Source organism: Labrys sp. E2SS-1L (genome assembly GCF_057073705.1).
The window spans coordinates 4914900-4928245 of record NZ_CP172712.1; the positions used below are offsets into that span (position 1 = coordinate 4914900).

11 protein-coding genes are annotated in these 13346 nt (G+C 64.8%); 4 read left to right on the forward strand and 7 right to left on the reverse strand.

From position 1 onward, the window contains the following. Positions 1 to 4: 4 nt before the first annotated feature. From ACIGJE_RS23015 to acuI, 3 genes are all read right to left on the reverse strand, one after another. Positions 5 to 1189, reverse strand: a complete 1185-nt coding sequence (locus ACIGJE_RS23015) for an MFS transporter (protein ID WP_483678753.1) — start codon at positions 1187 to 1189, stop codon at positions 5 to 7. 190 nt (positions 1190 to 1379) lie between these two features. Then, positions 1380 to 2279, reverse strand: a complete 900-nt coding sequence (locus ACIGJE_RS23020; RefSeq protein WP_483678754.1) for an EamA family transporter — start codon at positions 2277 to 2279, stop codon at positions 1380 to 1382. Positions 2280 to 2495: 216 nt separating this feature from the next. Further along, positions 2496 to 3482 carry an acrylyl-CoA reductase (NADPH) gene (acuI, locus tag ACIGJE_RS23025; protein ID WP_367627058.1) on the reverse strand — a complete coding sequence of 329 codons (987 nt, stop codon included), beginning with the start codon at positions 3480 to 3482 and terminating at the stop codon, positions 2496 to 2498. A 371-nt stretch (positions 3483 to 3853) separates the two neighbouring features. Between acuI and ppdK the strand changes: the two genes are divergently transcribed. Then, positions 3854 to 6520, forward strand: coding sequence for a pyruvate, phosphate dikinase (gene ppdK, locus ACIGJE_RS23030; RefSeq protein ID WP_415080563.1), 2667 nt, complete (start codon positions 3854 to 3856; stop codon positions 6518 to 6520). 100 nt (positions 6521 to 6620) lie between these two features. On the opposite strand, the gene ACIGJE_RS23035 is transcribed toward ppdK, so the two are convergent. Beyond that, positions 6621 to 7781 (reverse strand): S8 family peptidase, encoded by a 1161-nt coding sequence (locus tag ACIGJE_RS23035; protein ID WP_415080562.1) that lies wholly within the window; start codon positions 7779 to 7781, stop codon positions 6621 to 6623. A 186-nt stretch (positions 7782 to 7967) separates the two neighbouring features. On the opposite strand from ACIGJE_RS23035, the gene ACIGJE_RS23040 reads away from it, so the two are divergent. From ACIGJE_RS23040 to ACIGJE_RS23050, 3 genes are read left to right on the forward strand one after another with little or no spacing between them, the layout of a single operon-like run. Next, positions 7968 to 8570, forward strand: a complete 603-nt coding sequence (locus tag ACIGJE_RS23040; RefSeq protein ID WP_209431827.1) for a LemA family protein — start codon at positions 7968 to 7970, stop codon at positions 8568 to 8570. Positions 8571 to 8583: 13 nt separating this feature from the next. Next, positions 8584 to 9465 carry a TPM domain-containing protein gene (locus tag ACIGJE_RS23045; RefSeq protein ID WP_415080561.1) on the forward strand — a complete coding sequence of 294 codons (882 nt, stop codon included), beginning with the start codon at positions 8584 to 8586 and terminating at the stop codon, positions 9463 to 9465. Between the two features lies 1 nt (position 9466). Continuing rightward, positions 9467 to 10165: a TPM domain-containing protein gene (locus ACIGJE_RS23050; protein ID WP_483678755.1), complete on the forward strand. Its 699-nt coding sequence runs from the start codon at positions 9467 to 9469 to the stop codon at positions 10163 to 10165. 4 nt (positions 10166 to 10169) lie between these two features. On the opposite strand, the gene ACIGJE_RS23055 is transcribed toward ACIGJE_RS23050, so the two are convergent. The 3 genes from ACIGJE_RS23055 to ACIGJE_RS23065 form a co-directional block, all read right to left on the reverse strand. After that, positions 10170 to 11321: a Gfo/Idh/MocA family protein gene (locus ACIGJE_RS23055; RefSeq protein ID WP_367627053.1), complete on the reverse strand. Its 1152-nt coding sequence runs from the start codon at positions 11319 to 11321 to the stop codon at positions 10170 to 10172. Positions 11322 to 11424: 103 nt separating this feature from the next. Then, positions 11425 to 12258 (reverse strand): carbohydrate ABC transporter permease, encoded by an 834-nt coding sequence (locus tag ACIGJE_RS23060; protein WP_367627052.1) that lies wholly within the window; start codon positions 12256 to 12258, stop codon positions 11425 to 11427. After that, entirely contained in the window at positions 12258 to 13136 is an 879-nt protein-coding gene (locus tag ACIGJE_RS23065) for a carbohydrate ABC transporter permease (protein WP_311943209.1), read from the reverse strand. Before ACIGJE_RS23065 ends, ACIGJE_RS23060 begins: the two co-directional genes overlap by 1 nt. Positions 13137 to 13346: the final 210 nt, after the last annotated feature.

The following is a 13346-nucleotide window of genomic DNA, read 5'->3' on the forward strand; positions in this document are numbered from 1 at the left end:
CCCTTCAAGCAAGGCGATCGCCTGCTTCCCTCTGCGCGGCCATCTCCGCTGGCCTTGCAGTGCCACGATGGGCCAGCGCTGCCGCGATCAGGGCCATGGCGGCCAGGGCCGCACCGATGCCCGGCAGATAGGCGATCGGCACCCGCTCCACCGCGACGCCGCCGAGCGCCGTGCCGAGGCCGACACCGACATGCATGGCGGAAAGATTGAGACTCACCCCAGCCTCCGCGGTGTCAGGCCCCATCGCGATCAGGAAGCTCTGCACTGCCGGCGAAATCATCCAGCTCAGGCAGGCCCAAGCCATCATCACCGGGAAGAAGGACAGGCTCGTGCCCGTCACCAGCGGAATCAACATCAGGGCCGTGAGGTAGCCCATCGGCACCAGCATGATCGCCCGGCGCGGCGTGAGCTTGTCGGCGGCGAGACCGCCGAGATAGCCGCCCGAGACGCCGGCAATGCCGAAGGCGATGAAGGCCAGCACGGTACCCATGCCGACAATGCCGAGAACGGCACCTAGATAGGGGGCGAGATAGGCAAACAGCACGAAATGGCCTGATATCATCAGGATCGAGACGAGCTGGGCACAGATCAGCGGACGAGACCGCAAATGGGCAAGGTAGTCGGGCGGCCCCTGCCGGCGGGCACCGACATCGGGCAGCTTCGAGCGGCAGACCACCAGGACGATGACGGCCAGGGCGGCAAGCACCAGGAACACGCTGCGCCAGCCCGCAAGCGAGCAGACCAGCATGCCGATCGGCACGCCGAGCACCAGCGAGCCGCTCACCCCCATGAAGATCACGCCGATCGCCCGGCCCTTCATGCTCTCGTCGACGAGTTCGGTGGCCAGCATGGTCGCCAGCAGCGCGATGGTGGCACTCGCCGCCGCCATGCCGACACGGGCGGCAAACAGCGCGCCGTAGCCGGGGCCGGCGGCTGCAAGGAGATTGCAAAGAGCGAAGGCGGCCAGGGCAGCGAGGAAGGCTGCCTTGTGCTGGAAACGCGCGGTCAGCAGCAGTGCGGCAGGCGCCGCCAGCGCAAAAGTGATTGAAAAGGCCGTGGTAAGCTGGCCGGCCAGGCCGAGAGAAACATCGAGGCTGCCGGCAATGTCGGGCAGAATGCCGATGACGATGTTCTCGGCGGTGCCGGTGACGAAAGTGGCAAGTGCGAGGAGCAGGACGCGCCGATCCATCTGGTCTTCCCGATATGTGAGATCGGGTTTCGAGGCAGCGCTTCGGTTATCCCTCCGAAGCGGCTGGATAGCACGAAAATCGCGGATTTGGAATTGCCGTGCGTGCCGGCCTCCAGACCGGCGCCTGCCTCAGGACGGAACGCCGCGTTGCCAGGATTGCCGGTCCGAAGACTCGCACACCGGTTTCGTCCTACGCCGCGGCCCGCCCTGCGCCGACATTGGCTAGTCCGATCGCGCCGAGGATGATGCCGACGCCGGCCCATTGCGAGGGCAGGAAGGCCTCGTGCAGTATCAGCCCGGCCATGACGACCGCCACCGGCAGTTCCACCGAGGACAGCATCGCCGCCAGGCCCACCCCGGTGGCCGGAATGCCCTTGTTGAACAGGAAGGGCGGCAGCACCGTGCCGAACAGGGCGATGACGAGGCCCCAGCCCCAGATGATGCTCGGATCGAAGCGCACCGTCAGCTGCGGCAGGGCAATCAGCACGGCGACGACCGCACCGCCGAACACCATCAGGAAGCTTCGGCTGATCACGTCGACATGCACGGCCACGTGGTTGGAGCACCAGATCACCGCGGTGTAACTCACGGCAGCGAGCAGGCCGAAACTGACGCCGAGCACGCTCAAATGGGCGGCATCGCCGAGGAGATTGGTCGCCAATACGGTGCCGAGCAGCACCAGCAGGGACGAGACCAGCTTGGTCGGCGACGGCCAGGACCGGCTCAGCACCGCATCGAGCGCCACGCCCATCCACACGCTCTGCATCAGCAGCACGATCGCCGCCGAGACCGAGGTATAGGCCACCGACAGATAATAGAAGGAGCCGGTGAAGCCGATGCTGGCACCGCCGGCGATCAATTTGAGCCGGTCGGGCCAGCGCACCGGCAGGCTGCCGGGCCTGGCCGGCCGCATCCGGCTGGCCAGCTTGATCAGCCCGAGGACGACGGCGCCGATGACGAATTGCGTGCCGATAACCTCGCCCGGCGAATAGCCCTGGCCATAGGCGAGCTTCACGCAGGTCGACTGCAGGCCATAGCAGGAGGCCCCGATGAGGACGAGCACGATGCCCACAAAGAGATCCTTGCGCATGGCGGCCTTGGCATGAGGGAGAATGAGCGTCGAGGCTGGTGCCTCGTAAATGACGCGTCTGATTGGCTTGCCCATTGCGGAGAGTGCTTGGGGGCAAAACGCAACCTTTGTCATGCCCGGGCTTGACCCGGGCATCCAGGGGCTCGGCAGTCGCGGTTGGATTGCCGGGTCAAGCCCGGCAATGACAAAGGTCGCGCAAACGGTCCTTGCCGCGCCTCAGCCGATCTCCACCACGACGCGCCCCCTGACCTTGCCTTCCAGGATGTTGGCGGCGGTCTCGCGGACTTCGTCGAAGGGGATCGAAGTGGTCATGGCGTCGAGCTTGTCGCGGTCGAGTTCGTTGGCCAGACGCCGCCAGGCTTCCTGGCGGACCACCTGGGGGCATTGCACCGAATCGATGCCGAGCAGCGAGACCCCCCGCAGGATGAAGGGCATCACGCTGGAGGGCAGGTCGGCCCCGCCGGCCAGGCCGCAGGCGGCGACGGCGCCGCCATATTTGATCTGCGAGATCACATTGGCCAGGGTGAGCGAGCCGACCGTGTCGACGGCACCGGCAAAGCGTTCCTTGCCGAGAGGGCGCACCGGCCCGGTCAGCTCTGCGCGGTCGATCACCTCGGAGGCGCCGAGATTCTTGAGATAATCGGCCTCCTCCGGGCGTCCCGTGGAGGCGATCACCGTGTAGCCCGCCCGGGCGAGCAAGGCGACCGCGGTCGAGCCGACGCCGCCGGCCGCCCCGGTCACCAGCACCGGTCCGCGCGAGGGGGTGATGGCATGGGCCTCGAGCGCCATCAGGCTGAGCATGGCGGTATAACCGGCCGTGCCGATCGCCATCGCCTGCGCATGGGTCATGCCATAGGGCACCCTAACCAGCCATTCGCCCTTGACGCGGGCTCGCTCGGCATAGCCGCCGAGATGGGTCTCGCCCACGCCCCAGCCATTGAGGATGACATGGTCGCCGGGATCCCAGTCCTTCGAGGAGGAGGCGATCACCTCGCCGGCGAAGTCGACCCCCGGGATCATCGGAAAACGCCGCACCACCGGCCCCTTGCCGGTGACGGCAAGACCGTCCTTGTAGTTGACGGTCGAGTGGGTGACGCGGACCGTGACATCGCCGTCCATCAGATCGCGCTCGTCGAATTCGGCGAAGTTGCAGGCATAGCCGGTATCCGGCTTGGTGACGACGAGAGCCTTGAAAGTCGACATGCACGCTCCTGCAATTGCTGTCTGGTGTCCAGATCGTATCCTGGCGTTTTCAAGGCCCGGGCCGGTTATGGCAAGCGGAAAAATGGCCGCATGTCCGGCGAACCGCCGCGCTCGTCCGGCAAACAAGCGACAGGCAAAGCCATCATCGAGCGTTCGACCGGATTAATCCGACATATTGCGCCCCAAACATGCCAGTTCTTCAGACAAAAGCGGGATCAGGCGCAATTATTACACTCTGACACATTTTGTTATCCGCCCAACCTATCGATTTAGACGTTTGAAGAATTGAATTTATCGGCCGGCTGTGGAAAGGCTCTGCGCCAAATACGTGCCGGCACAATCGGCCAATCCGAAATCACTGAGGAAGTGCAATGACGAAGTGGGTGTATGGGTTCGGCGACGGCAAGGCCGAAGGCGAACAGGGCATGAAGAACCTGCTGGGCGGCAAGGGCGCCAACCTGGCAGAGATGTCGAATCTGGGCTTGCCGGTGCCGCCCGGCTTCACCGTCACCACCGAAGTCTGCACCTATTACTACGCCAATGACCGCAGCTACCCACCGGAGCTGCGGACCCAAGTCGAAGCGGCCCTGGCCGAGATCGGCCGCATCACCGGCAAGGCTTTCGGCGATGCCAGGAACCCGCTGCTGGTCTCGGTGCGCTCGGGTGCGCGCGCCTCGATGCCGGGCATGATGGATACCGTGCTCAATCTCGGCCTCAACGACACCACGGTCGCTGCGGTAGCTACCGCCTCCAACAATGAGCGCTTCGCCTGGGACTCCTACCGGCGCTTCATCACCATGTTCTCCGATGTGGTGCTCGGCGTCGACCACGGCCATTTCGAGGAGATCCTCGACACCTACAAGGAACGCAAGGGCTATGTGCTCGACACCGACCTCCAGGCGGCCGACTGGAAGACGCTGGTCGGCCAGTACAAGGCCCTGGTACTCGAAGAGCTCGGCAAGCCCTTCCCGGAGGATCCGCAGGAGCAGCTCTGGGGCGCGATCGGCGCCGTGTTCGCCTCCTGGATGAACGCCCGCGCCATCACCTATCGCTCGCTGCACGCCATTCCCGCCGAATGGGGCACGGCCGTCAATGTGCAGGCCATGGTGTTCGGCAATCGCGGCGATACCTCCGCCACCGGCGTCGCCTTCACCCGCAACCCCTCCACCGGCGAGCACGCGCTCTATGGCGAGTTCCTGATCAACGCCCAGGGCGAGGACGTGGTGGCCGGCATCCGCACGCCGCAGCCGATCTCCAAGGCGGCGGCCCAGGCCGGCGCCTCGACGAAGCCCTCAATGGAAGAGGCGATGCCATCAGCCTTCGCCGAATTCGTCGGCATCACCAAGGTGCTGGAGAAGCACTACCGCGACATGCAGGACATCGAGTTCACGGTCGAGGACAACAAGCTGTGGATGCTGCAGACGCGCTCGGGCAAGCGCACGGCCAAGGCCTCGCTGCGCATCGCGGTCGAGATGGCCAAGGAAGGCCTGATCAGCGAGGAAGAAGCGGTCGGCCGCATCGATCCCGGCGCCCTCGACCAGCTCCTCCACCCCACCATCGATCCCAAGGCCGAGCGCGTCGAGATCGCCCGCGGCCTGCCGGCCTCCCCCGGCGCCGCTTCGGGCGAGATCGTCTTCACCTCCGAGGAGGCCGAAGCCGGCAAGGCAGCCGGCAAGACCGTCATCCTGGTGCGCCAGGAAACCAGCCCGGAGGACATCAAGGGCATGCTGGCCGCCTCGGGCATCCTCACCCGCCTCGGCGGCATGACCTCGCACGCCGCCGTGGTGGCGCGCGGCTGGGGCAAGCCCTGCGTCTCCGGCGCGGGCAGCATCCGCGTCGACACCGCCGCCGGCACGCTGCTGGCCGGCGGCAAGACTTACAAGAAGGGCGACGTCATCACCATCGACGGCTCGACCGGACAGGTGCTGGCCGGCAAGATCGCCATGGTGCAGCCTGAGCTCTCCGGCGAGTTCGCCGAGCTGATGACCTGGGCCGACGGTGTCCGGCGCATGAAGGTGCGCACCAATGCCGAGACCCCGGCCGATGCCCGCCAGGCCCGCAGTTTCGGGGCCGAAGGCATCGGCCTGTGCCGTACCGAACACATGTTCTTCGACGAGGGCCGCATCGTCGCCATGCGCGAGATGATCCTGTCCGACGACGAGAAGGGCCGGCGCGCGGCTCTTGCCAAGCTCCTGCCGATGCAGCGCGAGGATTTCCGCCAGCTCTTCGAGATCATGTCGGGCCTGCCGGTCACCATCCGCCTGCTCGACCCGCCGCTGCACGAGTTCCTGCCCCATTCGGAGGAGGAAATCGCCGAAGTCGCGACCGCGATGGGAGCCTCGGCCGCCAAGCTCAGGGCCCGCGCCCAGGAATTGCACGAGTTCAACCCGATGCTCGGCTTCCGCGGCTGCCGCCTGGCGATCGCCTTCCCGGAGATCGCCGAGATGCAGGCGCGCGCCATCTTCGAGGCGGCCGTCGAGGCCGCCGCTTCCACCGGCCAGCCGGTGACACCCGAGATCATGGTGCCGCTGGTGGCGACCCGGGCCGAACTCGACCTCGTCAAGGCCCGCATCGATGCCATGGCGCAGGCGGTGGAAAAGGAGAAGGGCGTCAAGCTGGTCTATCAGGTCGGCACGATGATCGAGCTGCCGCGCGCCGCCATTCGCGCCGGCGAGATCGCCGAAAGCGCCGAATTCTTCTCCTTCGGCACCAACGACCTCACCCAGACCACCATCGGCATCTCGCGCGACGACGCGGCCTCCTTCCTCGGTACCTATGTGCAGAAGGGCATCTTCGCTACCGACCCCTTCGTCTCGATCGACCAGGAAGGCGTCGGCGCGCTGGTGGAGATCGGCGTCGAGCGTGGCCGCAAGCAGCGGGCCAATCTCAAGCTCGGCATTTGCGGCGAGCATGGCGGTGACCCGGCCTCGATCGCTTTTTGCGAGCGCAGCGGGCTCGACTACGTCTCCTGCTCGCCCTTCCGCGTGCCGATCGCCAGGCTGGCCGCCGCACAGGCCGCACTCGAGGCTAAAAAGTAGGCCTTGACCTCGAATGCGGTTCACTTAGGCGTCTTCGAGTTCGCACGACCTTTGTGATAGCCGGGTCAAGCCCGACTATCACAATCGACTTCCGAACATCTCATTCCGGTGCCGTAACCATGCCCTGGCCAATATCGACCTCGGGGACATCAGCGGCGAACACGGTCCTGCGGGCGCTGGCGAGAATGCGGGCGCCGACGCTGGCGGCGCTGCCGCTGATGCCCTTCTGCTCGAGCGCCTGCCACCACAAGGCAGCCACGCCCGAGACATGCGGGCAGGCCATGCTGGTGCCGCTGATGGTGTGAAGGCCGCCACCTGGCCAGGCCGAGGTGATGTCGACCCCGGGCGCCGCCACCGCGGCCAGCATGTTGGAAAAGGCCGCCACCTTGTAGGTGTCGGCGTCCCGCCCGATCGCGGCCACCGCAATCACGCCATCGGCCGCAGCCGGCAGGGATGCGGCGATGCGATAAGGTATCGCCGCGGCCCGCTTGCTCTCATTGCCCGCCGCCGCCACCACCAGCGGCGAGGTGCCGAGGGCGCCATGGGCCTTGAGCATCGCCATGATAGTGTCGAGCATGCGCAGATTGCTGCGATAGCCCACCAATGCCATCGAGGTGGCCGGCTCGATGTCCCAGCCCTCCGAAATCAGGCGCTTCACCAGCCCCGGGAAATCGAAGCCGAGCGACATCGAGACGATGTCGGCCTTCTCCGTCAACGCCCATTGCAGGGCTTCGAAGATCATGCCGGAATCACCCTTGCCGTCATCGCGGAGCACCTTGCCGATCAGGGCCTTGCCGACACCGCGCGCGATGCCGATACGCCGGCCGCCGACGTCGCGGCCGAAAATGGTGCCGGCGCAATGGGTGCCATGGCCCTTGACGTCGCCATTGCCGATGCCGGTGAAATCCTTCTCGACCAGCGCCACGCCGGCAAAGGCCGGGTGGGCCGCCTCGATGCCGGTATCGAGCACGGCAACCGTGACCCCGGCGCCGCTAAACGGGCTGGTATCGGCGCCGACGGCCGCAATCCCCCAGCTTGCGCCAGCCTCGGCCGCCGCCGGCGCAGGGCTGTCGAGGGGTTCTATCAGCGCCGTCGGCATGTTCTCGGCATAGGAGGTGTCGGGATCGGCCTCCAGCTCGCGCAGGGCATGGTCCGGCAGGTTCTCGACCGTGATTTCCGGCGGCTTGGGCTCGAGCCTCTCCAGCCCCATCCGACCGGGCGGAGCCGCCTTGGGTCGACGCAGAATGACATAGGATCTCATGACCTCCCCCTGCCTGCCGTCGTGCCGAACGTTCCGCCTGTTGTCATGCAATGGCGGGCGTTATCGCGCCGTGACAACGACATACGGGGCTGTGGGCTGTTCTTCGGGATGCTTTGCCCCCGCCGGCCGCGTGGATATAAGGACATGATGGCCGGCTCATCGCCGGCGCGACAAAGGGGGCCTTGCATGTCGGGATTGGCACGAATTCTTGCGATCCTTGCCGTTATCGTGGTGGTCGTCGGCCTGGTGGTCAGCGGCGGCATCAACACCATTCCGACCGACGAGGAGAAGGCCAAGGCTGCCTGGAGCGAGGTGCAGAACCAGTATCAGCGCCGCGCCGACCTGGTGCCCAACCTGGTGGAAACCGTGAAGGGCTATGCCAAGCAGGAAGAAAAGGTCCTGACCGAGGTGGTCGAAGCCCGCGCCAAGGCAACCAGCGTGAAGATCGACGCCAGCACCATCACCGATCCCGAGAAATTCAAGCAGTTCCAGGAAGCCCAGCAGGGCCTGTCCGGCGCCCTCGGCCGTCTGATCGCCTTGCGCGAAGCCTATCCGGACCTGAAGTCGAACCAGAACTTCCTGTCGCTGCAGTCGCAGCTCGAAGGCACCGAGAACCGCATTGCCGTGGCGCGCAAGGACTATATCGAGGCGGTCCGGGTCTTCAACACAGACCTGCGCACTTTCCCCCAAAGCATCTACAAGGCGATCTTCTATAGCGGCACCAAGCCGATGGAGACCTTCAGCGCGGCGCCGGAAAACCAGGCGGCCCCGAAGGTCAACTTCAACTGAGGCCGGGATCGGCATGAGCGATCGCGCGTTCTTCGTTGTGCCGGTCGTCAGACCGACATGCGTTGCAGGACAAGCCGGTCTCGCTCCATCTCTCGGTGGAGCCGAGAAGATCGGCACATCGCTGTTTGCTGCGCTCGCCTTGCTGCTTTTCTTCCTCTCCTCCGCCTTCGCGATCGACTTTCCCGCACTGACGGATCGCGTGGTCGACCAGGCAGGCATCATTCCGGCCGGCGAACGCACCAGCCTCGACCAGTCCCTGAAGGCTCTGGAGGACAAATCGAGCGACCAGCTCGTCGTCGTCACCCTTAAGAGCCTGGAAGGCCTGGAGATCGCCGATTACGGTTATCAGCTCGGCCGTCATTGGGGCATCGGCCAAGGCAAGCTCAGCAATGGCGTGCTGCTGATCGTCGCCCCCAACGAGCGCAAGGTACGCATCGAAGTCGGCTACGGGCTGGAAGGCACCCTGACCGACGCACTCTCCAGCGTGGTGATCCAGCAGGCGATCCTGCCCAAATTCAAGGCTGGGGACATGCCAGCCGGCATCAAGGCCGGTGTCGCCGCCATCGAGGACGTGCTGCTCAACAATGAGAGCGAATGGAAGCAGCGCGCCAGGGATGGCGCCCGCAGCGACGAGGGTTTCGACCCGCAGACCGTCTTCGTGATTCTCTTCATCCTGTTCTTCATCTTCGTGATCGCCTCGGGCTGGATCGATTCCTCGCGCGGCGGCCCGCGAGGACCGGGCGCCAGGCGGCGCGGCTCCGGTCCCGTCTTCATCCCGACCTCGTCGGGCTGGGGTGGTGGCTCGAGTTGGGGCGGTGGGGGAGGATCGTCCGGCGGCGGCTTTTCCGGCGGAGGCGGTTCCTTCGGCGGCGGCGGTTCGAGTGGGAGCTGGTGAGATGACCCGGGTGCTGACGCAGGACGATCATCGGCACATCGCAGCGGCCATAAGCGCGGCGGAAGCGAAAACGTCGGGCGAGATCTACTGCGTCGTCAGCCATGCCGTGGCGAGCTATCGCTGGATTCCGGTGACCTTGGGCGCGGTCGCGGTGTTGCTCACGCCGGTGCTGATCGGCCTGCTGGCGCCCGGGCTGCTGCACGTCTCACTGTTCGGCGCGGACTGGAGCAGCGGCAATTTCAGCCAGGCCGACATGGCGTCCTCCCTCAGAAGGGGATTGCTCACTGTCAGCCTGATCCAGATCGCCGCTTTTGCGGTGGTGACGGCCCTGAGTTGGCCACAGCGTGTGCGGCTCTGGTTCGCACCGCCGCCCATGCGCCGGCACAAGGTGATGCTTGCAGCCCGCAGCCAGTTCCTGGCCCAGGGCCTGCAGCAGACAGCCGATCGCACCGGCCTTCTGCTGTTCATCGCCATGGCCGAGCGGCAGGCCGTGCTCATCGCCGATGATGGTATCGACGCCAAGGTCGAGCAGCAGGTCTGGGACGACACCATCGCCGGCCTGACCGAGGCTGCTGCGGCCGGGCGTCTCGCCGAGGGCCTGGTCACCGCCATCGGCCAATGCGGAAACCTGCTGGCGCAGCATTTTCCGCCCGAGAGCCAACCGCGGAACCAGTTGCCGAACCGCGTGGTGGAGCTATAGGGCGCTACGCGCCCGTCAGCGCCTCATCGAAGCGGCGCCAGCTGTCGGTGAGGTCGAGCACGGCGCGGCTGGCGCGAGCCTCGTCCATCTTGATGGCGGTCAGGCCCGCCGCGAGCGCGTCCACCACCGAGACCGGCAGCGGCGCGCCGTCGATCAGATGCTTGCCGATATCGGCGGCCATCTGCTCGTCGGCGCCGTAATGAGCGGAAAGCTCGGTCACCTCATAGCTCTTGTCGATCAGTTTCTGCGAGGTGCGCGCATCGTGCACCCGGAAGTAGTTGCGCACGAAATCGCCTTCCGCCATGCCCTTGGAGCCGATCACGCAGAAACGCCGGAACTGGTCGGGCACGTTGATATTGGTGTGGAAATTGAGGGCAACGCCGTTCTCGAACTCAACGATCGCCACCTGGAAATCGATGATGTCGGCATCGGAATCGAACACCTTGTCCGTGCTCAGCCAGCCGCTCGGCTTGCGGTGATAGACCTCCATGTCGTTGATGCCGACGGCCGTGGGGGCATTGCCTGGCAGGAAGGTGCGGCGGCCGCCGAAGCTCGCCACCCGGACCGGACGCGAGCCGACCAGGCCCTGGTAGAGATCGATGTCGTGGCAGCATTTTTCCAGCATGAAGCCGCCAGAATAATGCTGGTAGCGCCGCCAGTCGCGCATGAAGAAGGCGCCGTGATAGGGTGCCAGATGCTCGGACGCCTCGATCGAGACGATGTCGCCCAGGATCCCCTCGTCCCGCATGCGGGTGAGATCGCGGTAGAGCGAGGCATAGCGCAGCACCAGGCCGACCATCACGCTGTCGGTGCCATGGATGCGCAGGAGTTCAAGCAGCTTGAAGGTGTCCTCCTGCGAGGTCACCACCGGCTTTTCGGCAAAGACTTTCACGCCATGCTCGAGTCCCGCCTGGATATGGCCGAGATGCATTGCATTGGGCGAGCCGACCATCAGGAGGTCGAGTTTTTCGGCGGTGAGCAAGGCCTCGGGGCTGTCATGGACGCGTCCCGCCTCGATGCCATGCTCCTTCATGTAGCCGAGGCCCGCCGGCGCCGGGTCGACATAGCCGACCACGGTGAAGCCCGGCACCATCAGGCTGAAGATGCGGGCGAGATAGCCCATGCGATAACCGAGCCCGATAATGCCGACCTTCATCGTTTCCGCTCCATGACTGTTCAGACAATTCCTACAGGGCTTCCGCGGACGATTGAACACATCCTTGGTGGCAACGGACGTTCCCCCACAGCCTGGAGGCACCTCACTTGACCGCTCCGGCCGTGAGGCCCTGGATGAAATTTCGCTGGAAGATCAGATAGACCACGATGATCGGCGCCACGATGATCACCGCGCCCGCCGTCAGGGTCGGGATGTCGACGATATATTTGCCCTGGAAGAACAGCATGCCGATCGGCAGCGTGCGCACGGCATCGTTGTTGACCAGGATCAACGGGATCAGGAATTCGTTCCAGGTCCAGATGAACAGGAAAAGTGCGAGCGTCGACATCGCCGGCTTCATCAAGGGCAGGATGACATGGCGCAGCACCTGCAATCGCGTCGCGCCGTCGATCACCGCGGCGTCGACGAGCTCGGTCGGCAATTGCCGCATGGTGCTCGCCATGAACAGGGTCGCGAAAGGGATCGACATGCCGATCTGCGGCAGGATCAGCGCCCAATAGGTATTGAGCAAGCCGAGCCAGTGGAACTCGTAGAACAAGGGAATGATGAAGGCCTCGGTCGGCACCATCATGCCGATCGTCAGCATCACGAAGAGCGTGCGCTTGAGCGGCAATGTGAGGAAGGCGAAGGCAAAGCCCGAGAGAATGCCGAGCATGACGGCAATGGCGACCACGGGCACCACCACCAGCACGGAATTGAGGAAATAGGTGCCGAAATGCCCGTCTACCCAGGCCCGCACGAAATTCTCGAAATGCGGCTGCTGGGGCAGGACGAAAGCGCCGGCCAGAAGGTCCTTCTGGCTTTTGAGCGAAGTCAGCAGCAGCAGCGCAAAAGGCGAGACCGTCAGCAGGGCAAACAGCCAGAGCAAGGCCCGTAGCGGCAGCATGGAGGCGGCGCGGCGTGGTGAGGCGGCCATCAGCGATCCCCTCCCCGCTCTGGCATGAAGCGATGGATGACGGCATTCACCACAAAGATCAGAATCGCCCCGATCACCGCCACCGCCGAGGCATAGCCGTAGCGCCCGAGATCGAAACCGAGCTGATACATGTAGAGGTTGGGCACCAGGGTTGCATTGGCGGGGCCGCCACGCGTCATGGTGAAGACGAGATCGAAGCTCTTGATCGAGGCGATCACGGTCAGGAGCAGCACGATGCGCATTTCCGGCAGCAGCGAAGGCACGCTGATGTGGCGGAAGGACTGGATCGGCGTGGCGCCGTCGACCTTGGCGGCATCGTAGAGCGAGGGCTCGATACGCGCGAGGCCCGCCATGAAGATGGCCATGCAGAACCCTGCATAATACCAGGTGGCGACGAAGCCGACGGCCGGCAGGGCAAAGGTGAAGCTGCCGAGCCAGGGCAGAGCAAGCGATTTGAGGCCGATCGCCTTCAGGACCTGGTTGAGCGGTCCGAAGGCGGGATTGTAGAGCCAGCGCCAGATAATGCCGAGTACGGCCGTGGGCATCACATAAGGCATGAAATAGAGCGTGCGGAGAACGAGTTGCTCACTGCTTCGGATCGAAGTGACGATGGCCGCCATCACCAGGCCCAGCAGCAAAGGCAAGGCCACGTAGAAGACCAGCAGCAGGAGATTGTTCTTGAGCGCGATGGTGAACACCGGGTCGGAAAACAGCGCAATATAGTTTTCCAAGCCGACGAAACGTGGCGCGCTGATACCGTCCCAGGCCGTAAAACCAAGGACGATGGAGCTGAGGATCGGCACCAGAACGAAAGCGCCATAGATCAGGAGCGACGGCAACACATAGAGAAGATTGCGGTATTTGGAGGCATCGAGCATGAGGCTGTCTCGGATCCGATCCTAAGATGGACGAGAAGCCTTCTCCCCTTGCGGGAGAAGGTGCCCCGAAGGGGCGGATGAGGAGAGATACGCAACCTTTGGAAAGTACGCTTTTGCACCCCTCATCCGACCTCGCTTCGCGAGGCCACCTTCTCCCGCAAGGGGAGAAGGTTTGCCGCGCCTCATCCGGCAAGGCCAATGCGTGAAGAT